Origin of the sequence: Methanoculleus sp. 10 (assembly GCF_913757945.1) — an archaeon.
In the GTDB taxonomy this organism is placed as follows: domain Archaea; phylum Halobacteriota; class Methanomicrobia; order Methanomicrobiales; family Methanoculleaceae; genus Methanoculleus.
Map to the genome: position 1 here is coordinate 216,337 of NZ_CAJYDP010000003.1, position 23,552 is coordinate 239,888.

Consider the following 23,552-nt stretch of genomic DNA (forward strand, 5'->3'; position numbering starts at 1 on the left):
GTTGGGGGCCGGGGTATATAGGCGTTTCATGCCGACCCGTCGGCCGGTTCCATCAGCGCCGCGAGCCAGCGGGTCTCGTCGACCGAGGCGAGCGCCGCCTTTGCGAGGAGCGTCAGCGGCACGGCGAGGAAGAGCCCCGGGACGCCGAGCACCAGGGGCCAGAAGAAGACCGAGAGGATGATGACGACCGGGGAGAGGTCGAGTTCCCTTCTCGCAGGGTGCGGGGTGAGCAGGGTCCGGGAGAGGAAGTCGATGACCGCGATCCCGGCGGCGACGGCCACGGCGCCGGCAAGCCCGTAACGGAGCCAGGCAAGGCCGATGGGCGGGACGGACGCGATAGGGAGGCCGAGGTAAGGTATGTAGCTGAAGAGAACGAGCAGGATCGCCCAGAGCACCGGCGCGTCGATACCCATGAGCCAGAGGAGAAGTGCGACCAGAACCCCGGTGACGAGGCTTCCCCGTGTCCGGATGCCGGCGTACCTGTTCAGGCTCCGGCAGAACAGAGCACCCTGCTCTTCAAGACCGGTGCCGCCGACCCCCGGCACGGTACGGAGCTTCTGCCGGAGCCCGGCGATCTCCAGCAGCATAAAGACCGTGACGGTGATGGTCACCAGGAAGTCGACCGTCAGTTCAACGGTCCCCGCGACGATGGTCCCGATGGAGGGGAGGAGTGACGGGTTGCCGGGCGACCCCGGGAGCTGCCCGGCGAGGTCCTGTCCTGTGCCGCCGAGGATCGCCAGTTGCCCCGCCAGGAGGTCCTGGTAGGCGGGGAGCGCCCTGTCGATCTGGAGGAGCGAGACGCCCAGGACGGCGATCAGGAGCAGGCTTACCCCGGCGGCGATCCCGACGACGGCGAGCACCGCCATCCATTGGCGGAGGCCCTGCCGCTCCAGCCGGTGGACGGCCGGAGCGGCGATGACGGATATGACAATGGCTACGAGGACCGGGTTGACCAGTCGGGCGGCAAGGTGCATCCCGGTGACCAGGATGGCGCCGATGACAAGGACACGGGCGAGCGAGGCGAGCATAGGGGGATGGGCGGGGGGTTCACCCTCCCTAATCGTGCGCCATCTGGTCGATTGCCGCCGTGATCGCGAGGATCAGCGCGTCGTCCTGTCCCGGGGCGATCTCCACGCCGTAGGTATCCCTGACCCGGAACCATTTCTTCGAGACTTCGGCGACCCGTTCCCGCCCGGCGCTGATCCGGTACTCGTGGTCCAGGATGTTCCCCTGGACGTCCATCTCCGGGCCGTCGGCCACCCTGACCGTCCACCGGTCGCGGAGAGGAGTGATCAGGGCTTTACTGATCGTTGCCGCCACGCCGCCGTCCGCCCGCTCGATCTCCATTGTATCCCTGATGCGGAGCATCCTCTCCTGGATCCGGTAGAGGTCCTGCCCCTCCTTGTTCTGGAGGACCAGGGTGCTCCGGAGGCGCAGCGCCTTACCGTCCACCTTGAAGACCCGTTCTCCGGCGTAGTCCTCGATCCAGTAGTCGTCTCCGATGGAGACGAGCCTTTCCCGCATCCTGTAGCGGTGCGCACCCTCCTCGCGGCCTCCCGGGCCGCCCGCCGCCCTTCTTCGCATCATGGTTCATCACCTGTGGACTCGCTCCGGCCGGCCTCCCTGCACGGTGTCCCGGCCGGGTTGCCGTGGCAGGAGTCCCGTTGCCGGTGCTGTGGTCATCTCCCGGCGGGAGGGCAGGAAGTCCCGACCGGATAGAGTCGTCTGTCTAACTCCGCGAGGGGTTAAAAACCAGCTGGTCGCCGGCGCGGCGCCCTCTCCGGCCTCGGCAGGAGGATCCGGGCCTGCGGAAAGCCTGCCCAGGTCCTATTGCGCGGCCAGGAGGACCTGGACCGACCCCTCCCGGAGCCAGCCCCAGGCGTCACGGAGGCGGCTTTCCGGGAAGTAGCGGACGTCTATGCCGTTAAACCCGACAAAGAGCCCCGGCATGCGGTTCATCCACTCCCGCCACCGTTCGCCGCCGACGACGGCGATCCGGTCGACCCTCTCTATCCCGGGCCACTGCCTGAACGCGTCCCAGGGCTCTCCCGGCCTCCAGCTCCGGAACCCCTCGATCTTTAAGAGGATCCGGACCTTCTGGTGGTCTTTCATCGCTCGCTCGAGCTCCGGGATCAGGACGGTGGCGTAATCGCTCTCGCTCAGTTTCCCATCGAACCGGAACCCGACCACGGGTCCCGAACTCTCCTTCATCCGGTCAAGCATGGGTGCCCTTTCGCACCCGAGGGAGAAAAAGGCTGCGGCCATCCAGCCGGGTGCCTCTTTCGGGGGTTCCCGGCACCAGTTTTCCGTATTTCAGCCCGCGTTCGGGTGGCGGGGGCCGCTTTGCCTCATCCCGCCAACTCGCCGCAGCCCCTCTCCCCCGCGGTCTCGCCTCCGGGCCGGCCGGGCCCCCGGCAGTCATGGTGCCGGGTGCGGGGTGGTCTCCCCCCGCCTGCCGTTCATCCCGGCATCCGGATCGCAAAGATGATCGCGAGGATCCCCCCGACGATGGCGAGGATCGCAAAGACCACGACCAGGCCGATAGCGGCGACGAACGGGTTTGCGATCAGGATGATCCCGAAGATGATGCTCACGATCCCGAGGATCCCGGCTCCCCATCCTGCGCCCCCGAATCCCCGCGCCAGCTGGACGACCCCGATGAGCAGCCCCTCCACGCCGATGAGGATGGCAAGGATGGTCGGGATGAGGATGGTGCTGTAGAGCGGGTAGACCAGGAGCAGGATACCGCCGAGGATGCCGAGAATACCGACAAGCAACTTCCACCCCAGGTCCGATCTGTCCGAAAAGAGGCTCGCGAGAACGAAGATCCCGTTGACGAGCCAGTATGCGCCGAGGAATATGATAAGAACGACGAGCGTCCCGACGGGGTATGCGAGGAGCAGGATACCGAGGGCAAGGGCGATGATGCCCTGGAGCAGAACGAGCCACCGGGGCAGGGGAGCCAGCCGGGCGAGCCCGGGCGTGCCGATGCCGGATGTTGCGTCTACCATAACGCCACCGGGGGAAGGGGTCCGGTCCTTGTATATAAACGTATGCCATCCTGGCGGTTCGAGCCCGGATGGCGGCAGCCGGGAAGGCTGGTGCGTAACCCGGACCCACAGCCCGGATTCGTATCCCGGACGGCCGCCGTCCTCCAGGCAGACACCGCCCCTGCCGGTGCGGGAGTGCAGCCCGCGGTCATGGCGCCGGTTGGGATCGGCGTCTCCGCTCACCTGAAAGGCAAACTGATATACCCCCGCGGAGAGATAGGATGCCTATGCCCGGTCCCGGCAGGGAGGCAACGGAGTGAACCTGGAGTTTCTGCCCGCCATCATCCTTATCCTCAACAGCATATTCGCCGTCACCATCGTCTTCTTTGAGCGGAGAAACCCGACGGCGGCGCTGGCCTGGCTGGTGGTCCTCTTCTCCCTGCCCTCGATCGGCTTTGTGCTCTACCTGATCTTCGGGCAGAACTACACCCGGCAGAGGATGTTCGTCATCAAGGAGCAGGAAGACCGCCGCTTCCTCCGGGAGACGTTTGAGGAGCAGTACCGTGAGTTCACCGACCGCCGCTACCGGTTCGCCACGCCGGAGGCGGAAGAGTTCCGCGAGACGATCGTTCTCCTCCTCCGGAACAACCGGGCGTTCCTGACGGAGGAGAACCGGATCGATCTCTATACCCGGGGGGAGGACAAGTTCGATGCGCTCTTTGCCGCGATCCGGGGGGCACGCGACCACATCCACCTCGAGTACTTCATCCTCAACAACGACGACCTCGGGCGGGCGGTCATCCACGCCCTCGCCGAGAAGGCACGTGAAGGCGTCGAGGTCCGCCTCCTCTTCGACGCGATGGGGACAAGGGCCGGGGGCGGGTCGCGGAAGGCCTTCTCTGAACTGACCGACGCCGGCGGGAAGATCGGGGTCTTCTTCCCCTCGGTCTACCGGGTCAACTACCGCAACCACAGAAAGATCGCGGTCATCGACGGGGTGACCGGGTTCATCGGCGGGTTCAACATCGGGGACGACTACCTGGGGAAAGGGCCGCTCGGTCCATGGCGCGACACAGCCTTCCGGGTCACCGGGAAGGCCGTCCAGCTCCTCCAGCTCCGGTTCTTCCTCGACTGGCACTATGTGACCGACGAGTACCCGGGGCTTCTCCCCCGCTACTTCCCCGACCCGGGGTCCTCCGGCACGACCCCGGTCCAGATCGTCTCCGGCGGCCCGGATACCCGGTGGAACGCCATCAAGGAGGGTTACATCAAACTGATCAACTCGGCCCGGGAATCGGTCTACATCCAGACGCCCTACTTCATACCGGACGAGAGCGTCACCGACGCCCTGCGGCTCGCGGCGCTCTCCGGCGTCGACGTCCGGATCATGATCCCCTGCAAGCCCGACCACCCGTTCGTCTACTGGGCGACGCTCTCGTTCGTCGGCGACCTCCTCGACGCCGGGGTGCGGGCCTACACCTACGATGCCGGGTTTCTCCACGCGAAGACGATCGTCGTCGACGGGAAGGCGGGTTCGGTCGGGAGCGCAAACTGGGACGTCCGGAGTTTCCGGCTGAACTTCGAGGCGAACGCCTTCTTCTACGACGCGGCGGTCGGGGCCGGTCTCGCGCGGGCGTTCGAGGAGGATCTCGCCGTCTCGACCGAGATCACGCCGGAACGCTACCGCGCGCGGTCCCGCCGGGTCCGGTTCAAGGAGTCGGTCTCCCGGCTCTTCTCGCCCCTTGGGTGAGCCGGCTCACCCGTTGAGGTGGGCCTGGACGAACCTCTTGATCCGGGGGAGGTTCTGCTCCCAGCGCGCCTGGAGGATGGGGACGGCGTAGGGGAGGTGGTGCGGGAGGACCGCGGTCCCCATCACGGCCTTCTCGACGAGCGGCCGCTCGCGGCCGATGACGACGGTTGTTCTCGCCCGGACGGCGTCGAGGAACTCTTCAACGGTGTCGGCCCCGGCGCAGGTGACGACTCCGCCGAGTTCATGGAGGAGGTGGCCGTCGGTCCCGCCGGTCCGGCCGAGGCCGTGGGCGGCGGCGAGCCCGGCGGCCTTCTGGTTGTGGGACCGGGCCATCCCGCCGCAGATCACCTCGAGGGCGTCGAGGCGGGAGAAGACCTCTTCGCCGATGCACCGGCCGGCGACGCACCGCTGGACCCCCCGGTTCAGGAAGGCGTAGCCGCAGGGGTGCGCCTCGGCGGCGATGCAGGCGTAATCTTCCCGGCGGTCGAGGATATCGGGGGTGTCGAGGCGTATCGCGGTGAACGGGCCGTTCCGCCGGTTCTTCTCGATGTGGTGCCGGTAGAAGTCCAGGAGGTCGGCGGTCGAGTAGAAGTAGAGGAGGATGTGCGGGCCGTCGTTGGCGCTGACCTCGATCCCGGGGATGAGGGGGACGCGGATCTTCTGCCGCCCGGCATCGACGACGCCGCCGACCTGGTTGTGGTCGGTGATCGCAAGCCCGATCCCCCGCCGGGCGGCGAGTTTGAGCGCGTCCCGCACGCGGGTGGCGGAGTCGGAGTAGCGGGTATGGAAGTGCAGGTCTGCCGGGAGGAGCCCGAGCCGCCGGATCGTCTCCGGCAGGGGTTTTTCGAATATAATGTCCTTATAATAGCGCATGGGATCGCTGGCCGTCTGATCAACGGTGGGTCGTCGGGGTAAAAAAGGGTTCCTTGTCACCCCGTGCCCCCCCCGACCTTGCTCCCGCAGTCGGTCAAGGGCTGCCGCCGGGTGGTTGCTCTCGCGGTCATTCTCCCCGGGGTTCTTCATGGACCATCTTTCTCGTGAGTTCCTCCTTTGAGAACTCCGAGAGGTAACGGTTCCCGGCGAGTGCCACGGCGACTGCCCCGACGAGGACGAAGATCATATCGAGCATGGTGTCGTCGAGGCCGTGCTGGAGGGTTGTCCCGAGGAAGGTGTCGAAGGTCCACTCGTAGATCTCCCAGAACCCCTCCATCGCCATCGCGAAGATGATGACGAACCCGACGATCATCCGCCGGGAGAGGTTGAGCCGGCTGAACCGGTCGAGGAGCAGGACGGCGACGAAGGCGAGCACCGAGACGGTTATTCCGGAGATGAGGTGGGCGACCTTGTCGTAGTAAGGGTAGTAGATCTCGTAGAACCCCCGGACTCCGCCGGCGATATGGAGGTAGAGGGAGAGGGCGACGAGGAGGTTGATCTCCCAGGGGAGCGTGATGTATCCTCTGCGGGTGACGGCGGCGGGGACCATCGTTAAGCCGAGCGCGATGATGCCGCCGAAGACCTGCGAGTATTCTCCAAGCGAGAATGCGATGAGGATGTTCCCTGCGATGAGGAACTGGAAGAGGTAGGCAAGGTAGAGCCCGGCGGGTCTCTTCATAGGGTTGTATTGGACGGCCGCCTGTAAACATTCTTTGCCGCCGGGGCCTGCTCTGCTGCATCACCGCCCCTCGACCCGGGTACCCATGCCCGCGAGTCCCGCCCCGCCCTGCGCGGGTGACTCTGACCTCCCCCTGCCTTCCCGCGTGGGCTCTCCGCCGTGCCGGGGCGGGCTCCTGTCCCTGAGCCTCCGCCTACGCGGAGGGCGGCGGCACTTCTGCTTTTGCTGCCCTCCCGGCCCCGAACGCGTCGCGGAGGTTCGCCTCCTCTGTCTCCGAGAGCGACGTCCTGATGACGTGGCCCCCATACTCCCTGATGGCGTCGACGACCTTGTCCGGCGTCATCTTCTTGATGAGCAGGAAGACCGCGGAGTTGCCCGGGCCGACGCTCTCCGCAACCTCTTTGATGAATTTGTCGTCGATGCCGTAGTCGGAGAAGCGCCCGGCGAGTGCGCCGGCGATCGCGCCGATGGCAAGCCCGAAGATCGGCGCAAAGAAGATCAGGCCGATCAGGAGCCCCCAGAAGGCGCCGGAGAGCGCCCCCAGACTGGTCAGGTCGGTGGACTGCTTGATCTCGGTCTTCCCGTCCCGGTGGTGGACGACGACCACCAGGTCCTCCAGTTCGATGACGTGCTCCTTTGTCAGGCTGACCAGCCGGTCCCTGACCCGGAACGCGGTATCCTCACCATCGTAGGCGATGGCAACCAGATCGCTCATACATACCCTCCTGAATAATATTCGGCACAAGATATATCGCGAGGTATATAACGCCTGTGGTCGGTCCGGGAGCTATCCCGGCCTACTCCCGCCGGTCCCCTGCGTCCATCAGTTCCCCGATCCATCGGGTCTCCTCCCAGCTCTCGAGGAAGAGTTTCACGGCGATCGTCAGGGGTATGGCGAGGAAGACCCCGACCGCCCCGAGGATGAGGCCCCAGAAGACGACCGAGAAGAGGACGACGAACGGCGAGAGGTTGAGCCCTCTGCTCGCGATCTGGGGGAGGATCAGGTTCTCCGCGGCGGCGTCGATGAGGGTGATGGCGGCGATGACGGCCAGGGCCCCCGCCGGCCCGATCCCGACCAGGGCGAGGAGCGTCGGCGGGATTGCGGCCACGACGAGGCCGATGTAGGGGACGTAACTCAGGACGAAGGCGATGAACCCCCAGAGCACCGCGAACTCGACCCCGAGGAGGGCGAGGAAGAGCCCGGTCCCGACCCCGGTGATCAGGTTCACCTCGGTCCTGATCACGACGTACTCGATGAGGAGCCGGCCCGACTGTGTGAGGTGCCGGTAGGGCGGGCTCTCCGGCCCCAGGCGCCGCGCAAGCCCGGCCTTGAGCCGGGGCGCCTCGAGGAGGAGGAACCCGATCGCTATCGCGATGATGAAGGCGTTGAAGGTTATGCTCCCGACCTGCCGGGCGAGCTCCGCCGCCTGCTGGATCACGAACCCCTGGTCGACGTAGTCCCAGACCTGGATGCTGGCAGGATCGATGCCGTAGTTGGCGAGGATGGTCGCCTGCGCTTCGAGCGCCTTCTCGTAGCGCGGGAGGGAGAGGAGGAACCCGGTGAGGGCCGCACCGAGGAAGGCGATCGTCCCGGCGAGGACCGCGGCGAGCCCTGCGACCACCGTCCCGGCGGCGAGGACCCGCGGCACTCCCCGGCGGGTCAGCCACGCCATGACGGGCGCGGTGATCATGGCGAAGAAGACGGCGACGAGGAACGGGCCGAGGATCGGGGTGGCCGCCCGGATCCCCGCGAGAACGATGACGATCGCCGCCCCGACGATCGCGATACGGGCAGGGGGGGAGAGGCTCTCGGGGATCATATCCAATGGGAGGGTATGGGTGTTGGGGAAAGAAAGAGTTTTCCGGGCGGGGTCTCACGCTCCGGCCTCCCCCGTCCGGATCGCCTCCATGAGCGACTCCCCGATGACCGGGGTCGCGACGAATATGTTCCCGGGGCCGACGGCCGCCGTCGCCCCGGTCTCGCCGAGGCCCGGATGAGCCCGAACCCGGGCTGGAAGTGCCCGACAAGGAACGTCAGGACAAAGGGGGTGGCCGGGACGTCGGCCTCCGGGACCGGGGCGAGGACCGAAGTCGAGGGAGACCACGAGGACGTTTGAGAGCATCATCTTGAGGAAAGAGGAGCCGGTGAGGAGTGCCCCGATCGCCGTCGCGAACGCGGCGGTGTAGAGGCCGTAGATCGGGTTGATCCCGGCGGGGAGGCTCTTCCTCCAGCGCGGTTCACCGGCGGGCATGCTCCGGGAGAGTGCGGGGCGCGGGATATAGGTTGCCCCCTGCCCGGGCGCTCCTTCGATGCGGTGCCGGGCAACTATCCGGGATCTCCGGATAGTTGATGGAGGGGCGGTTGAGCATCCCCGGGCGCTGTGGTCCGGCTCGTGGTCTAGCTGGTTGTGACGCCGCCTTGTTAGGGCGACGTTGTGCGAGCCGGACTGCTGGACCAGGAGCCCGGCCAGATAGGCCTGGAACGGGCATCGGGCCTTGTATGAACTGTTTTGGCGCGCGAGCGTAATGGCCTAGCTGGTTATAGCGTCGCCGTGGTATGGCGGAGTCATACCACTAGACCATTGGGACAGGTGCCCTACTACGGAAAGTCGGCTAAATCGTGCAGTTCTGCAAAAAATTGTCAATTTGTGGTCTCTACACTCAGAGGTAAAGTATTACTTATGCTTGATGACCCTTATGCCCATATTTTGGGTGTAAGGATCAAACAAAAAGCATTATATTTCCTCCTGATAACATAGTTCTGCCAGAAAGGAGGAGGATATTCATGCGCACAGAGGCAAAAAATCCCTTATCCAATGAATTTAAAGTGGCAGCAGAGATCTATCACTGTCAGATTAATCATGAGGTGGTGTGGTACGGGAAACTGGTTGAGCGACTGGCAGGGGTGGTGAGTAAAAACACAATATCGAACGCTATTGAAACCCTGTTCGATTGGGGGATCATAAAGGCAGAATTTGGCGAGACAGAGACAGGAAGGGCCGGGCGCCTCCTGATGATAAGCAATGAGGCCAGACCCCTGATCAAGGAACTGTACGAGAAGTACTGGAAACCTGTCGTTTATCAGTAAGAATGCTTACCCAGGCCCAATATCTTCCCATACGATCCAATTTACGTCGGGATCTCGGATATACAATCCGACACGCTAAAGATGGTCGGGATATACGCGGAACAATTTTTGAGGTTTATACCGCGGAACATCAAGAACTTCCCATCCCACGGAATGGATCACTCGATAAACATCATAAACCTGACAAATGCGTTTGTTGACGGTTGGAGCATCTCATTAAGTGAAGATGAAAGATACCTGCTCTATCTTGCTGCATGGCTCCATGATATCGGGTGCATTTGTGACAGAGAGCATCACAACGAGGTATCCTTCCAGATTTTAGCCCGAAATGAGAGCATCTGCAATTCGATAAATGCAGTCAACGGTAACGTCCTCCACGATCTGAAGTATGTCATCAACTCGCACTCATCCATATACCCTATCGATACGGTTCCAAAGATGAGAAGCAGGGTCCGCCTGAGGTTGATCTGCTCGATATTCAGGCTACTGGATGCCTGCGAGATAAGTTGTACAAAGTGCCCAAAAGAGGTATTCTCATTGATCAGGCCCACACTGGATGGAGACCCGATCGCATACTCGTTCTGGGACGGCCATATGAGGATCAGATCATTGACCTATAAGAAACCAGATATAGAGGTGTTGGTGGTAGATTCCAATGATAACAGCCAGAAGATTATTGGCAGGCTTAAGGGAGAGATCGAGTCTATAACGGCCATATTTGATGAAAGTGGGATCTGCATTCCTAACGTGAACGTCATTGAGATCGGTTCTGTCGGCGTTCTCTGATATGCCTGAGGCGCCGGGTCGGCCCGGCAGCGCCCGGGGCTCCCTGAAAGGGTGATCAGGGCTCCCTTGGAATGATGTATTACACCAGCCCCTGATTTTACGGCCCGGACAATAACGACACATTTATTCTACCCAGCACGAGACAGAACCTTGCGCACGGAAAAGAGGGCTTTTGCCGGTCCAGCGATTCTCTCTCGCGTTTAACTCCCTGTAACCAGCATCCTGCGAAACCCCAGCCCTTCCGGCAACGCGCTATGGAGATTGTATCATGATTCCCGATCGGGCGAAAGTTTCGGTGGTTATCGTCGTGGCCCTCCTGGCTGCGCTGATTGTTGCGCCGGTTGCGGCAGAAGAGATCATAGTGAATGATGTCGGCACTTATGTTGGCGAACAGATTTGAGGGGTTGGAATTCATGAAGAGATTGGGTGGAATTCTGTTCCTGCTTGTGTTACTGATCCCGACCGCGATGGCGGCCACGATCGGCATCAGCCCTGGTGCAATAGAGCCTGGAGATACAGTTACCGTGAGCGTAAACGACCTTCCTGACAACACTCCGTTCTCGCTTGGTATCCGCGGCGAGTTCGCCACGGTTCCAGGTGACACTTTTACCTTCGCTATCCGGGACCTTTCCTTTCCCTTCTCCCTCAACCAGGGTGAGATGAACGCCTACACGCAGGGCACGACCTGGACCAAGCTCTCGGCGGAACTACCGGACGGGGGTTCCTTCAGCATGAATCACACCGCTAAGAACGGCGAGGTGCGGAGCACTCAACCCAGGAACATCGGAAACGGAACCCTCAGCCTTATCGCCCTCGACGGGAAGGTTGCGGCGGGGAGCATTATCACTGATCTGACGCTGATGGGTATGAAGCAGGGGCCTGATGATGGCGCGATCTCGTTTGCGATCGAAGGGTTCGAGCAGGGCACCGTGACGGTGACAGTCTACATAGACGGGGTGGAGGCTCTCTCCCGGGTGATTCTGGTCGGAGAGGCCCCGATCCCGACCCCTGCCCCGACCCCGATACGAACTCCAACTCCAACCTCGACCCCGATAATCCCGGGGACACTTGAGATCGTGTCAAACAAGAATACAGTTGTTCGCGGAAACAGTTTCGTTGTGACCATCACCGGCGAATCGAGCAAGGAGTACCACCTCTTCATCGATGAGGTCGAAGGCCCCGGCCCCGGAGGGCATCCGGTGGTTGCACCCGGTCAGGTCGGGGTTGTAAGCCCTTATAATCCCACCAATGTAACCATTCGGACCAACGCCGGCGGCACCCGGTCTATCCAGTTCAACACCAACCAGAGCACCGATACCCGGACTTTCACAGTTGGCGTCGCGGATCCGGCAGATCCAGAGATCTACGATGAGGTCAAGGTGCGGGTCGAGGAGGGTGCCGTCACCATCACTGCCTCCGGCACCGGCGTCTACTATCTCGGCGAGGAGATCACCCTCTCCGGGACGAACACCGCAAGCGCCACCACCTACCTCTTCCTGACCGGCCCGAACCTTGCGCCCAGCGGCGTCAGTCTCTCGAATGTCGTGGTCAGGGTGGTGAATGGTACTCCGACGACATTCACCTGCGCGGCTGTCGAGGCTGACGATACCTGGTCCTACAAATGGAGCACCGCCGATCTCGCCAGGGCTCTCGATGCCGGCACCTACACGATCTACGCGGTCTCACAGCCCAGGAGCAAGGATTCTCTCACCCGCGTCCGGTTCGCCACGACATCGATCGGGCTGAGGGCCCCCACCCTCAGTGCACGGACTTCCGGTGCCACCCTTACCCCGGGCGATGACTACCGGATCGGCGGGATCGCAACGGGGGCGCCGGAGGCCGTCCAGATCTGGATCTTTGGTAAGAACTATTACAAGCTCGGAATGCCGGTGGCGGTGGAGAGCGATGGATCCTTCGAGTACGTCCTTACGGGCGCCGAGACCGCTGATCTTGCAAAGGGCCAGTACTACGTGGTTGTCCAGCACCCAGCGGGTAATGAATTCGGAGTCAAAGCTGACCCTGCCACTGGAACGATTTATGGATATGGCATCAACAACGTGACACTCACCAGCCTGCAGGCCCCCGCCGCCGCATCCGCGCTGATCAACGCCCTTAACTCTCCGAATATCGACGACATCTACATCAAGCTCTCCTTTACGGTAGACGGATCCTGGATCCGGATCGACGGGCTCAGTGACCAGACCTACGGGGAAACCTTCAGGATCACCGGCACGACCGACTCCTCACCGGGCACGGTGCTGGGATACTGGATAGCCGCACAGGATAGTGGGGCGGTTTCTCTCTCCGGTGAGACGGTTATATCCGATAATGGAGAATGGAGTATCGATCTGGACACAACCGCGATCGGACCCGGCGCATACGCCTTCCATATCTCGGCCCCTGATGGACAGGCATCGGCAACTGTGCTCTTTGATATCTACGACGATATCACCCACCCCATCCCGCCGGGAGGCGGTTCCTACCGGGTCGAGAGGGTTGGCGTAACCCCGTCCCTTGATAGCCTCTCCCCTGGTGAAGAGGTTGCACTTAACGGGATCATCAGGCTTGACGGTGCCATTGGTCATCCTGACTCTCCATCCGGTCCTCCAGAGCGCCTTGAGTTTATCACTGACATCAAGGCTCCTCGATGGTCCTACAATCTCAAGGTGGACGGGCATCTGATCTACACCGAACCGGTGGCCATCACCTCCCGATCGTTTGCGCTATCGAGCTGGGAGCTTGGCTACCGGGGGGATGTTCGCATCATTCTCCATCTCTCCGGCACGGTGCCGGAAACTGCGGGAACCCAGGATCCGGTCCTCCTCCGGATTCTCCAGCGCGGCGCTGATGGCAGGATCATTCCGGGCAGCGAGCACCGTCTCGCGTTCACCCCGACCGGGAATAACCCGACCCCGCCCTCCTCCCCGACAACCTCACCCTCGCCCCGGCTGGAACTTCATCTCGATCCCCCGGCCGCTTGCCGCCGGGAACGACACCGCGATGATCTTTGCCGGCGTCAATACCACCGGCCGCTCGGTCCTCCGGTACAACACCACCATAAGGGATTGGACGCAGCTCGACAAAGAGGACCGAATCGTCCCCCTCGAAGGGTTCTGGATCTACTCGGCCAATCCAACAACGGTCCCGCTCAACTTCTCGACCGATCCCCTCCTCCCGCCTGCTGAACGCATCCTCTCGGCGGGCTGGAATGCCGTCGGGACCACCGGCACGGCGCCGGCGACGGCGAGGGACACCCTCTACTCGGTCAACAGAGAGTGGTCGACTCTGATCGGGTTTAATGCCGGATCCCAATCCTTTGAATCGGGGGTCGTCAACGGCGGGAGCGGCGCGAACGCCGACACCAGATCGGTCTACCCCGGCAGGGGCTACTGGCTCCACATGACCGGGCCGGGCACCCTCTGCGCCCTTGGAGTGTGATACCTATGATACGCATCAATATGGCACGCACCACCTGGATCTTCATCCTCATGCTTGCCCTCGCGGGAACAGCAACCGCAATCCCCGTCCTCCCCGCGGAGTTCTCGGGCTCGGTCACGATCGACGGGAGCCCGGCGCCGGCAGGGACCGTCATCACCGCCCGGATCGGCGACCGGGACTGCGGGTCGCTCACGCTCACCACTGCCGGGGCCTTCGGCGGGGACTCCACCTTTGACAAGCGCCTGCTCGTCAGCGGGGAGGACGGCGATGCCGGAAAGTCGATCACCTTCCTCGTCGACGGGATTCCCGCCGGGACTGCGGTCTACACCCCCGGCACCTCGACCTCCCTCGCCTTCGCGGTGACGAAGGGCGGTTCGTCCGGTGGCACCTCTTCCGGATCGTCGGGCGACGGCGCCCCATCCTCCCCCACCACGACCGCAGCGCCGGCAACAGAGTTCACCGGGAGTGGCACCCTCAAGACCGATGCCGGGGGTGCGGTGCAATCCACGACCGTCATCGCCGCCGCGGGAGGGGATGCCAGCCTCTCCATCGGCCGCGGGGTCCGGGCGCTGGATCACTCGGGAAGGCCCCTTGATGCGGTGAACGTCGAGACCGTGCCCCCGGGCGACCTCCCCGCCCCGGGTGAGGGGGAAGCGCCGGCCGTCCGGGCGGTCCGGTGCGGTCCTGCCGGGGCGACCTTCGACCCGGCGATCGAGGTCTCGTTCACCCTCACGCCGGAGGAGTGGGGACGGGCCGGGACCGGACAGTTCGTCGTCCGGTGGTACAACAGCGCGACCGGCGCCTGGGAACCCCTTGCGACGACGGTCCGCGCCTCGACCCGCACGATCACCGCAACGGTCCCGCACTTCACCCTGGTTGCGGTCTGTGCCGTGCCGGCGGAGGTGGCCCCGGAGGCCACGGCTGCGGCAGTTCCCGCCGGTGTGGAAACTCCGACGTTCGGGGTCACAGCAGTGGGGGTCGCCGTGAGACAGGCCGGGCTGCCGTTCCCGTGGCTCACCGGGTTTGCGGCCCTGGCCGGGGCAGCCTTCCTCCTCCGGAACCGGGGCTGACCATCTTCTGCATGGGGGCATTTCCCCTCCCTTCTTCCGGCGGGGGCAGCAGTCCCGATCCCGTGGTCACCACCCGGTTGCCGCAAAAGGGTATTTAATATATTTCTCCTCATATGTGTACTAATTGAGGTGATACACCATGCCAGGATTTGACGGAACCGGACCCGCCGGCCGCGGCCCGATGACGGGCGGCCGCCGGGGCCGGTGCGTTCTGCCCCGGACAGAGGCGTCGGAAGGCGAGTCCGCCACCCCGGTCCCCCGCGGCGGTGTCCCGCGGGGATGCGGCCGCGGTTTCTGTGGCGGCCGGGCGCGAGGCCAGTGATGACGACCGGTGCCGGAGCGAAGGCGCTATCTGCACCGGGCGCGGATCTCTTCTTTGGGAGAATGAAAGATGAACGAGAGAGGGCCCGGTGAGGGTCGCGGCCGCCGCGGGCGGGGCCGCCCCCGGGTCCGCCGGATGATCGGTGACCGGGGGGCGTTCCGGTGTTTCGGCCCCCTCTGCGGGCAGCCCGACGAGACCGTCCTCCTCCTCCCCGAGGAGGTCGAGGCCCTGCGGCTCGTTGACCTCCAGGGGCTCGAACAGGAAGAGGCCGCGCTCGCGCTCGGCATCTCCCGAAAGACCCTCTGGCGCGACCTCCACGAGGCGCGGGGGAAGGTCGCCGACGCCCTTGTGCACGGGAAGACGATCCGGATCGCCGGGTGCGGCCGCCGGCGGGAAGAGGGGTGCCCCGGAGACGGGGATACCTAAAACAGCCTGGAATAGCGCGATAAACGGGCCGTATCCCGCTATTGGAATAGCGGGAGTCAGCCCTGTTTTGACTCAAAAATTGTCGGGAGCGGCAGCCCTACAGCTGCACCTGCGAGAGGGCATCGTAGACGATCTTCCGGTAGATCGCCGGCTGCGTCCCGTACTCCTCCTGCGCCTTCCTCGAGTCTTCGGTGGTCCCGAACGCTTCCAGCCGGTCCAGGGTCTCGCGGGCGGTATCCAGCACCCAGAGGTCGCGGGTCTCCCGGTCGACGACCGAGATCGACTCCACACGGACCGAGACCAGACAGGTCCCGTCCGGGGTCGTATAGAGGTTTGGTTTCCCGACGACGGCGACGAAGGCCGGGGCCTCGATCCGGGCGAGCTGCTGCATCGCCTCGGGCTGGTAGGACCCCGCCATGACAAAGAAGGTGCCTGTGGGATCGACCACCCGCCCGCGGTAGAAGATATTCTGGTCGCCCTGCCGCTGCTTCTCCGTGAGGGTCCCGACGATGAAGATGCGGTTGCTCCGGATACCGGTCGGGAGGATGACGTAGGTCGGGCTCTTCTCGTCATCGCCGTCCTTGAACTGGTAGCGGGTCTCCCGGAGCTCGGATGCAAAGACCCTGCGGGCCGGCTCACGCTCAAACGTGGTCTGGGGCGTCATGCCGGCTCACCCCCGGCGCGGTTCAGCAGTGCAGCCAGTTCCTCGGGCTTGAACGCAACGGGTGTGCAGGAGCTGGCGAGCAATCTACCGCCGAACTCGCTCCCGCTGCAGGTGTAGTAACGCCCGAGCACCGCGTTTCGGATGCGGTAGAAGATCTCGTCCATGCCGAGCGGGTTCGACTCCGCGATCGAAACTGCCTCGGTGAGGGTGATGCCGGCGAGTCTCTCGACGAGTTCGCGCTGCATCAGGACGTTCCGGGCACGTATGCCGTCGTCCAGGACCGCCTTCAGGCGGAGATCGTAGCGGAAGTTGGGCTGGATCTCGTGCACCGGGCAGTAGTTCTGCCGGGAGAGGGTCCGGTTGCACCCCTCGACGGGGCAGCGCTTGATCAGGCCCGATCCCGGGGCAATGTGGACGAGAGCGCCCTGGGCATCGGTCTCGCTCCGCCCGACCTCGATATCACCCTCATCCGTGATGTACATCGCGGTGTTCAGGGTGAGGGAGAGCCTGCCGTTGTACTCGTCGACGGTGGCGTAGAAGATATTGTAGACGGCGTCAAGGTCCAGTTTCTCTTTGCCGTCATCGTTCCAGATGACAAACTTGATGGTGCCGGTCTCGTCACCGAGGAGCCCCGTCTGGAGCATCCGCTCGTGGGAGACCTCCCAGTCCTGGACGACCTTGGCCCGCACGCTTCCCACGCCCGGTTTCAGCTCCGCGATCGGCGTGATCGACGGGAGGAGCGGGATATCCTTCTCCATCCGGGATATGGTGGTGCCCGAGTGGATCTTCAGGTTCGGTGCGCCTTTGTACTCGTCGACGACCGCGGACTCGATCCGGTACCAGTGGCCGTACTCCATCGCGGGGGCGTTTGCCCGGGTCCAGGTCACGAAGCGGATGGCGCCGCTCGAGTCGGCAACGATCCCGCTCTGTGCGATCGAGGGGGAGAGCGACGGGGTCAGGGCGATGATCTTTCCCTCGACGGTCACCCATTCGCCGGGAACGATCTCGCTGATCGGGCGGAGTTCCGTGGAGGTGCCCCCGACGCCGGTGACCTTGTACTCGCGGGCGAGATCGCCCGTCACCGTCCGCTCGGCCTCGGCGACGTTGACGCCGAACTCCTCGACGAGGCGGCGGAGGCGTGATTCGATCTTCTGCCGGTCGGGCTGTGCGCCCTTTGCTTCAAGTTTCCGGGAGATTCTTTCTGTTACCTCTGATAGGTTCATACATACATCTCCAGTCTGTACTTCACATCATGAGGGTATTAAGGCTCGGCGTGCGGGGTGAAAGTGAAACCCTGACCACCCATCACGGTCCCCGCTGGCGCGGCCCTCAGGGGAGAAGCGCGGCGGCGACGGGCCGGCCGCGGGTATGCCGCCCCGGAAGGGTCGCTTATGCCGGGCAGAAGCGCCCAGTTGCGCCGATCCGGAGTTTGGGGCCGAATTGAGGGGGATCTGCCCCGATCCTTGAACGTATATATACCGGCAGGGATAACATCAGATGTATGGCATTAACTGCGGACAGTACAATAGCAGACCTCCTTCGGGAGAAGCCCGAATCGGCACAGGTACTCTTCCGGTTCGGCATGGGTTGCCTTGGCTGCGCCATCGCAAATAACGAGACGATCCGGGAAGCCGCCCAGGCCCACGGCGTCCCCCTCGAAGAGATGCTCTCCGCCCTCGGCGTTGCCGAGGCGTGAACCCTCTCACAACCTTTCCCGGAGGCGCTTGAGCTCGGCGAGCGTGGCCTCGGGATTTCTTTTTACGTAATCCGCGATCGCGGGGACGTGCAGGAGCGTACAGCCGGCGCACCCCCAGACCCTGCCGCCGTTTGAGCTCTCGACCCATTCCCCGAGTTCTTCATCGGCGCAGGGGTAGCAGGGACAGTAGCAGTAGTCGCACCGCTGGCCCGGGAAGTGGCAGGGGTAGTAGGGGCACCCCTCCTTCTCCCACTCCACCCAGTGGTCTCCGCCGTACCGGCTGTAGATGAAGAACGACGGCCCGTCCCGCCGGACCTTCCCCTGGTGCCGCGCGAGGGCCTCCGGCACGCCGTAGAGGACGGCCTCGTGGACCCGCCGCCCGGCCTCGGTCAGTGTCCCGGCATAGGTATGCACGCCGGAGGCGTCACGCTCACAGGCGACGGCGACCGCATCCGTGGTGGTGCCGGGAAAATCGTAGCCGAGATCGTGGAGCGCCTGGGCTTTCGCCCCGGTCACGGTGATGATCATCTCAAGGAGCGCGGCATCGCACATCCCCTCACGGCTGTGGACGATGATGTTGATGGTGTGTGGAGCGTCGTCGACGGGAGGCGTCGGGTTCGTCACCCCGGCGGTGATGAAGACCGTGACGAAGTCGTACTGGAGCACGCAGAGGTGGCGCATCTCGACGGCCGTCAGGAGCCCGAAATACTCGCGGGAGAGGCCGTGCCGGGCGGCAAGAAGGTCGAGGTAACGCCGCGGTTCGTCGCAAAAATCGTGGGGCACCGCGTGGTTCAGGATCGTCGTGACGTCGGCGATACCGCCGTTGAGGCCGGTGCTCGCCGCCCGGAAGCGGCCGCGGAGGAAAAGAGTATCGTCCCTGACAAAATGCCTCATACGGCGGAGTAGCGGATCCGGTCCTTCAGTTCCTGCTGTTTGCCTGCGTTCCAGCCTGCAACATCCTGGAGGTATCCGGTGACCCTGCTGATCTGGACGACATCGTGGCTCCCGCACTCCGGGCAGACGGCATGGCCGCAGAGGGGGCAGTATTCAATACTCTCGACGATGGAGTGGTGGCAGTCGCAGTGGTCGAGCGGGCACATGACCTCAAGCGAGGTCTCGCCGCAGTGCGGGCAGGGGGTCTCGTCCACGACGAAGTGGCACGTGTGGCACTTGTACCGCCGCTCATCTGCGGGAATATCGTTGAGACTCCGGTATTTCTCCGCCAGTCTCTGCTGTTCTGGGCTCCAGTTCATAATACCAGTATCTGCAGGAGAATATATTAACCCTACAGATGCGCAATGGCCCGCATCCGCCTCAGACCACTCATAGGGTTCGTCATATCCCCAGGGGATCGGAACGGAGAACTCATCACCGGCGGATGCGGGAGAACCGTTCGGCCTCGGCGCCTGGGTTTTCTGCCTCGTAGATGCTCCTCCCGACGATGACGCCGTCGACCAGCCGGGCCACCGTATCGAGGTCGCCGCCCTGGGCCCCCACGCCCGGGGAGTAGATCGTCTTCTCACCGACGATCTCGCGGAGCCGGCTGATCCGGTCCGGGCGGGTGGCGGGGGCGATGATCCCGTCGGCCCGGCAGGCGACCGCGAGCGCCGCGAGGCGTTCAGCCACCCCGCCGTGGAAGAACTCTGCCGCCCCCGGGTGGCTCATCTCCGCGACGATGTAGGCGGCCCCGTCGTGGTTGTGCGCCACCTCGACGCAGGCCCGCGCCGCATCGGCCCCCACGAACCCGTGGGCGATGACGGCGTCAAACCCGGCCGAGAAGACCGCTTCACAGATGAGGCGGTTGGTGTTCGGTATATCCGCGACCTTGAAGTCGGCGATGAGCGGGAGGCCGAGGGCGGCGAGGTCTTCGACGATCGCGAGGCCGGCCGGGAGGACGAGCGGGTAGCCGACCTTGATCGCGTCGATGAAGGGAGCGCAGGACTCTGCGATCCCCACCGCCCGCTTCCGGTCGGGGACGTCGAGGGAGAGGATGAGTTCGGTCATCCTTCCAGCCTCTCGAGGGTTGCGGCCACAAGGAGCGGCAGGTTGATGGTCGCATCGCCGTAGACCGTCACGGCGGTGGCCTCTCCGGTGAGTTTGCCCCACGACCGCGCTTCGTCGAGCGTCGCGCCCGAGAGGCCGCCGAGGTCGGGCCGGTCGCCGGTGAGCTGCACCGCGTAGTCAAACCCGTTCTCGGTCATCAGTTTGCTCTGGAGGATGTAGTTCTTCGGGACGCCGCCTCCGACGAGGATTGCCCCGGCCCGTTCGGCCTCGAAACACCGGTCGAGGAGGCCGGGCATATCCCCGAACGCGCTGACCGTGACCCGGTGCGTCTGGGAGAAGAGCCAGTACTGCAGCCCGATCATGGAGTCCTGGATCGCCGGGCAGTAGACCGGCACCCCGGCCTTTGCCGCCTCGGCAAGGATCCCGGCATCAAGCCTCTTCCCAATCCGGTTGAGGAGGTCGGAGATCGAGACCGTCGAGCCTTCCGGGAGGGTCGAGTAGACGTCCTGCATGAACTCCTCGAACCTGATGAACGCCTCGTTCGGGAGGAAGATGTCGTAGATCCGGTTGATCCCTTCCTCGCAGAGTTCGGCGTCGGAGACCTCGGCGGTCCCGTGGTAGTGGTGGCAGCCGATCGCCTCGATGGTGTCGTGGGTGAGGTTCGCCCCCGTCGAGACCAGGACGTCGATGTGCCGGCGCCGGATGAGGTCGGCGACGATGCCCCCCATCCCGCCGGGCACCATGGCGCCCGAGAGGCCGAAGAACTTCAGCGCCTTCTCGTCGCGGAGCATCCGCTCGTAGATGTTGACCGCCTGCCACAGGGACCCCCCGTTGTAGGCTCCCGCTTTTCCGAGTTCGTCGACGAGTTCGCCGACCGTCATACCGGGGCGCACCCGCGCCTGTTGTACCGCATCCCCGTACTTGAAGGTCATGATACCGCTACACCAGTTCTTGAGATGGTATTGGCATTCATGCACAATAACACCTTGTCTCTTCCCGCCGGCGGCAAGGCCCGGCGATCAAAAAGGTATTGAGATGTTGCGGGGACCCAGAGACCGGGTCCCCGCTGCCAGACAGGGGATGACTGATTGGCCGACACGGGATGATCCCGCTCGTCCCGCCGTGTCGGGGGTCCGGATGTAAGCCGGATAGTCTCGTTAGAGAGCGGACTTTCGGGCCGGGAAACCGGAGGGTTTCCGGAGGGATGTCTTCATCTCCGCTCCGTGCATACTCGACCGCGGTTCTGTGCAGCCTGCCGCTGAACCCTGTTTGCCGGGGGTCGGCACCGTCGCGGGCAGGAGGGTCAGAGCGCGTGCGCCATCGCCGCTGACAGTCGGCACGGGATCACCACGGTTATGTTAACTCACAAACATTATAAACTTTCTTTTGTAAAGTCCGTTTGATTGACGGGGGGAGGAGGATCCCGCTTATGCCGTCTCTCCCGGTCACGGCCGTTCGTGGAGGTTACGGCCCGGTTTCCTGTCGGATTGCAGGAGAGCCTCCTCCCATCCGGGGACGCCGCGCACCAGCGGCCGGGAGAGGTGCCGGCGGGCGACGGGAGGGACCTCGTACCACCCCGGCCGGATCCGGCGCTCCAGCCTCTCCACCTCCGGTTCGCGGCCGCGGGCGCCGCAGATCCGGCACTTGTAACCCTTCGCGGTCCCGGCGCTCGTCATCCGTTTTGCGCAGGCCGGGCAGACCGGGGGGCGGATGCGGACCGCGGCGGCGAGGCGGGAAACCCCGATCTTCTCGAGGTTGAGGCTCCCCCCCTTGTAGCTCCCGGCCACGGCCACCGTATCCCCGGGTACGAGGGCTCGTACGACGTCGCGGAACCCCTTGGTCGGCTCGTAGGCCATGCAGCGGACCTCAGCGCCGCCGTCCTCGAGGAGGAGCGAGACGTGGCCGCCGGGCCCGGTGACCGGCAATCCGGCGACCGTGCCCCGCACCAGGTAGGACCGCCCCTCCCGGAGTTCTCCGATCGTTCCCGGCAGCAGGTGGGCGTCCGTCCCCTGGTTGGTGGTGTAGACCTGCTCGCAGGCGGGTTCCTCCGAGCGGACACAGGACCGCGCTTCACGGACAGCGATCGGGCTCTCCCCCCGGATGCCGAAGAGGACCGGGTCAGGCGTGTGGGGCACGCAGACCACGACGTCGTTCTTCCGGTCCACCGTGTCCCAGGTACGGGGATAGGTCGCCCTGTCGGCGAGAAAGAGGCTCTCGCGGTCCACCTGCCGGGGAGCGCCCCACATCTCCCGCTTCCGGTAGGCGAGCAGTTCATACGTCCGGTCGGGAAGGTCGCTTGCGACCGCCGCGGCCGCCCCGATAAGGCCGCGCCGGTTCTTGTAGCCCTTATAGCGGGCCCCGACCGATTCGAGCACCCCGACTGCCTCCTCGACGGTGCAGAAGTCCCGGAGCGCCGCGTAGTAAAAGTCCGGCGGCGGCCGGACGGCGGCGACCGCCACGCCGGGGTTCGTCTCCGGGGCACCGAACTCTGCGAGCTCTTCCACGCACGCGCAGGCGAGCGCGAACGCCATCTCAGCATCACCCTCGGCCTCGATACAGACCGCCGCGTTTCCCCGGGTCTTGTGGATGACGTTCGGGTTCAGCCTGACCAGCCGGGCCTCGGCGACACGGATCCCACTCTGCTCCAGCCGCCGCACCAGCACCGCCCCGATATAGGTGGTGCACATCCCGGCAGGGGAATCCGTGTCGTCGATCCCGATCCGCATAACACCATAATTTATATCATTCTCCGGCTATATCGATTCTTAAGGGTTATGTCACAGGATCGCCTTCCCCAGATGGTCATCAGCATCATGCTCCTTGCGGACTTCGACGTCTCGGAGCGGTGCAACATCCGTCCGCGGAGTTTCGACCTTATCGCGAAGAAAGGCGACGTCCTCGTCATCATCAAAGTCGTCTCTCACATCGACAGCGTGACCGCCGATATCGCCTGGGACCTCAACCTGATCGCCCGGTATCTCCAGGCCACCCCGCTCATCGTCGGGGAGCGGGCCCGCGACGCGGAGCTTGAGCGCGGCGTCGTCTACATCCGCTACGGCCTCTTTGCCTTGAGCCCCGAGACGCTCTACGACTACTTCGCAGAAGGGCTCTCGCCGATGGTCTATGCATCCCCGGGCGGCCTCTACGTGAAGATCAAAGGCGACCTTCTCCGCGAGGTCCGGGAGCGCTCCCGGATGTCGCTTGGGGACCTCGCGTCGCACCTCGGAGTCTCCCGCCGGACCATCAGCAAGTACGAGAGCGGCATGGGCACCACGCTCGATGTCGCGATACGGCTTGAGGAACTCTTCAGCGCTCCGCTCGTCGAGACGATCGAGCTCGTCGGCTACCACTCCCCCGAGCCCGGGACCCCTCCGCAATCCGCAACCAGCGACGCCTTCGTCGATCTCGAACGGATGGGGATGGAGATCCACGCGATGCGGCAGGCCCCGTTCCAGGCGCTGGCGCTCTTTGACCGGCATACCATCCTGACGGCCTACGGCACCACCCAGAAGATCGTGAAGCGCGCTTCCCTCATCGGCAACATCTCCCAGATCACGAAGACGTTTGCCATGTGCGTCGTCACGGATTACAAAAAGCAGAAAAAGATCGGTAAAACCCTCCTTATCGGCGAAGAGCATCTCCATACCCTCGAAGACGGCTCAGAGCTCATTGATATGATAAATGAGTGAATAGGTTTATATAGAAC

General features: G+C 64.1%; 26 protein-coding genes. 10 read left to right on the forward strand and 16 right to left on the reverse strand.

What is annotated here, in order from left to right:
• Positions 1-26: 26 nt before the first annotated feature.
• The 4 genes from QZ408_RS04635 to QZ408_RS04650 all read right to left on the reverse strand — a co-directional run bounded on the left by QZ408_RS04635 (position 27) and on the right by QZ408_RS04650 (position 3,011).
• Positions 27-1,028: an AI-2E family transporter gene (locus QZ408_RS04635; RefSeq protein ID WP_292490037.1), complete on the reverse strand. Its 1,002-nt coding sequence runs from the start codon at positions 1,026-1,028 to the stop codon at positions 27-29.
• Positions 1,029-1,056: 28 nt separating this feature from the next.
• Positions 1,057-1,587 carry an LURP-one-related family protein gene (locus QZ408_RS04640; protein ID WP_292490039.1) on the reverse strand — a complete coding sequence of 177 codons (531 nt, stop codon included), beginning with the start codon at positions 1,585-1,587 and terminating at the stop codon, positions 1,057-1,059.
• Positions 1,588-1,827: 240 nt separating this feature from the next.
• Complete coding sequence (locus QZ408_RS04645) at positions 1,828-2,223, reverse strand: STAS/SEC14 domain-containing protein (RefSeq protein WP_292490040.1); 396 nt, start codon at positions 2,221-2,223, stop codon at positions 1,828-1,830.
• A gap of 236 nt (positions 2,224-2,459) precedes the next feature.
• Positions 2,460-3,011 (reverse strand): DUF308 domain-containing protein, encoded by a 552-nt coding sequence (locus tag QZ408_RS04650; protein WP_292490042.1) that lies wholly within the window; start codon positions 3,009-3,011, stop codon positions 2,460-2,462.
• A gap of 295 nt (positions 3,012-3,306) precedes the next feature.
• Here QZ408_RS04650 and cls point away from each other — a divergent pair, with 295 nt between their 5' ends.
• Positions 3,307-4,740, forward strand: a complete 1,434-nt coding sequence (gene cls, locus QZ408_RS04655) for a cardiolipin synthase (protein ID WP_292490044.1) — start codon at positions 3,307-3,309, stop codon at positions 4,738-4,740.
• A 6-nt stretch (positions 4,741-4,746) separates the two neighbouring features.
• Here the strand turns inward: cls and QZ408_RS04660 are convergent, their stop codons facing one another.
• The 5 genes from QZ408_RS04660 to QZ408_RS04680 all read right to left on the reverse strand — a co-directional run bounded on the left by QZ408_RS04660 (position 4,747) and on the right by QZ408_RS04680 (position 8,604).
• Entirely contained in the window at positions 4,747-5,613 is an 867-nt protein-coding gene (locus tag QZ408_RS04660) for a PHP-associated domain-containing protein (RefSeq protein ID WP_292490045.1), read from the reverse strand.
• A gap of 127 nt (positions 5,614-5,740) precedes the next feature.
• Positions 5,741-6,352 carry a hypothetical protein gene (locus QZ408_RS04665; RefSeq protein ID WP_292490046.1) on the reverse strand — a complete coding sequence of 204 codons (612 nt, stop codon included), beginning with the start codon at positions 6,350-6,352 and terminating at the stop codon, positions 5,741-5,743.
• A gap of 193 nt (positions 6,353-6,545) precedes the next feature.
• Entirely contained in the window at positions 6,546-7,067 is a 522-nt protein-coding gene (locus QZ408_RS04670) for a DUF1269 domain-containing protein (protein WP_292490047.1), read from the reverse strand.
• Positions 7,068-7,149: 82 nt separating this feature from the next.
• Positions 7,150-8,172: an AI-2E family transporter gene (locus tag QZ408_RS04675; protein ID WP_292490048.1), complete on the reverse strand. Its 1,023-nt coding sequence runs from the start codon at positions 8,170-8,172 to the stop codon at positions 7,150-7,152.
• Positions 8,173-8,226: 54 nt separating this feature from the next.
• Entirely contained in the window at positions 8,227-8,604 is a 378-nt protein-coding gene (locus QZ408_RS04680; RefSeq protein ID WP_292490050.1) for a hypothetical protein, read from the reverse strand.
• A gap of 533 nt (positions 8,605-9,137) precedes the next feature.
• Here QZ408_RS04680 and QZ408_RS04685 point away from each other — a divergent pair.
• From QZ408_RS04685 to QZ408_RS04715, 7 genes are all read left to right on the forward strand, one after another.
• Positions 9,138-9,440, forward strand: coding sequence for a hypothetical protein (locus QZ408_RS04685; protein WP_292490051.1), 303 nt, complete (start codon positions 9,138-9,140; stop codon positions 9,438-9,440).
• Positions 9,441-9,521: 81 nt separating this feature from the next.
• Entirely contained in the window at positions 9,522-10,226 is a 705-nt protein-coding gene (locus QZ408_RS04690) for a hypothetical protein (RefSeq protein WP_179965928.1), read from the forward strand.
• A 268-nt stretch (positions 10,227-10,494) separates the two neighbouring features.
• Positions 10,495-10,626, forward strand: coding sequence for a hypothetical protein (locus tag QZ408_RS04695; protein WP_292490053.1), 132 nt, complete (start codon positions 10,495-10,497; stop codon positions 10,624-10,626).
• Between the two features lie 13 nt (positions 10,627-10,639).
• Positions 10,640-13,411, forward strand: a complete 2,772-nt coding sequence (locus QZ408_RS04700; protein ID WP_292490054.1) for a hypothetical protein — start codon at positions 10,640-10,642, stop codon at positions 13,409-13,411.
• 258 nt (positions 13,412-13,669) lie between these two features.
• A complete protein-coding gene (locus QZ408_RS04705; protein ID WP_292490055.1) occupies positions 13,670-14,734 on the forward strand; it encodes a hypothetical protein in 1,065 nt (354 codons plus the stop codon).
• A 139-nt stretch (positions 14,735-14,873) separates the two neighbouring features.
• The gene (locus QZ408_RS04710) at positions 14,874-15,056 is read left to right on the forward strand and encodes a DUF5320 domain-containing protein (RefSeq protein ID WP_292490056.1); all 183 of its coding nucleotides are present in this window, start codon (positions 14,874-14,876) and stop codon (positions 15,054-15,056) included.
• A gap of 69 nt (positions 15,057-15,125) precedes the next feature.
• The gene (locus tag QZ408_RS04715) at positions 15,126-15,482 is read left to right on the forward strand and encodes a DUF134 domain-containing protein (RefSeq protein ID WP_292490057.1); all 357 of its coding nucleotides are present in this window, start codon (positions 15,126-15,128) and stop codon (positions 15,480-15,482) included.
• Positions 15,483-15,579: 97 nt separating this feature from the next.
• Here QZ408_RS04715 and QZ408_RS04720 read toward each other — a convergent pair whose 3' ends face one another.
• Both QZ408_RS04720 and QZ408_RS04725 read right to left on the reverse strand, forming a co-directional pair.
• Entirely contained in the window at positions 15,580-16,146 is a 567-nt protein-coding gene (locus tag QZ408_RS04720; protein ID WP_292490058.1) for a nucleic acid-binding protein, read from the reverse strand.
• Positions 16,143-17,369 (reverse strand): nucleotide-binding protein, encoded by a 1,227-nt coding sequence (locus QZ408_RS04725; protein ID WP_292490059.1) that lies wholly within the window; start codon positions 17,367-17,369, stop codon positions 16,143-16,145. Before QZ408_RS04725 ends, QZ408_RS04720 begins: the two co-directional genes overlap by 4 nt.
• 278 nt (positions 17,370-17,647) lie before the next feature.
• Here QZ408_RS04725 and QZ408_RS04730 point away from each other — a divergent pair, with 278 nt between their 5' ends.
• The gene (locus QZ408_RS04730) at positions 17,648-17,842 is read left to right on the forward strand and encodes a DUF1858 domain-containing protein (protein ID WP_292392004.1); all 195 of its coding nucleotides are present in this window, start codon (positions 17,648-17,650) and stop codon (positions 17,840-17,842) included.
• 6 nt (positions 17,843-17,848) lie between these two features.
• On the opposite strand, the gene QZ408_RS04735 is transcribed toward QZ408_RS04730, so the two are convergent.
• The 5 genes from QZ408_RS04735 to QZ408_RS04755 all read right to left on the reverse strand — a co-directional run bounded on the left by QZ408_RS04735 (position 17,849) and on the right by QZ408_RS04755 (position 22,572).
• Positions 17,849-18,736 (reverse strand): adenosylcobinamide amidohydrolase, encoded by an 888-nt coding sequence (locus tag QZ408_RS04735; RefSeq protein ID WP_292490060.1) that lies wholly within the window; start codon positions 18,734-18,736, stop codon positions 17,849-17,851.
• A complete protein-coding gene (nrdD, locus tag QZ408_RS04740) occupies positions 18,733-19,095 on the reverse strand; it encodes an anaerobic ribonucleoside-triphosphate reductase (protein ID WP_292490061.1) in 363 nt (120 codons plus the stop codon). Before nrdD ends, QZ408_RS04735 begins: the two co-directional genes overlap by 4 nt.
• Before the next feature lie 115 nt (positions 19,096-19,210).
• Entirely contained in the window at positions 19,211-19,846 is a 636-nt protein-coding gene (pyrF, locus tag QZ408_RS04745; RefSeq protein ID WP_292490062.1) for an orotidine-5'-phosphate decarboxylase, read from the reverse strand.
• On the reverse strand, positions 19,843-20,778 hold the full coding sequence (locus QZ408_RS04750) for a deoxyhypusine synthase (RefSeq protein WP_292490162.1): 936 nt from the start codon (positions 20,776-20,778) through the stop codon (positions 19,843-19,845). Before QZ408_RS04750 ends, pyrF begins: the two co-directional genes overlap by 4 nt.
• A gap of 513 nt (positions 20,779-21,291) precedes the next feature.
• Complete coding sequence (locus QZ408_RS04755) at positions 21,292-22,572, reverse strand: tRNA(Ile)(2)-agmatinylcytidine synthase (RefSeq protein ID WP_292490063.1); 1,281 nt, start codon at positions 22,570-22,572, stop codon at positions 21,292-21,294.
• 48 nt (positions 22,573-22,620) lie between these two features.
• Between QZ408_RS04755 and QZ408_RS04760 the strand changes: the two genes are divergently transcribed.
• Positions 22,621-23,535, forward strand: coding sequence for a transcriptional regulator (locus QZ408_RS04760; RefSeq protein ID WP_292490064.1), 915 nt, complete (start codon positions 22,621-22,623; stop codon positions 23,533-23,535).
• Positions 23,536-23,552 lie beyond the last annotated feature (17 nt).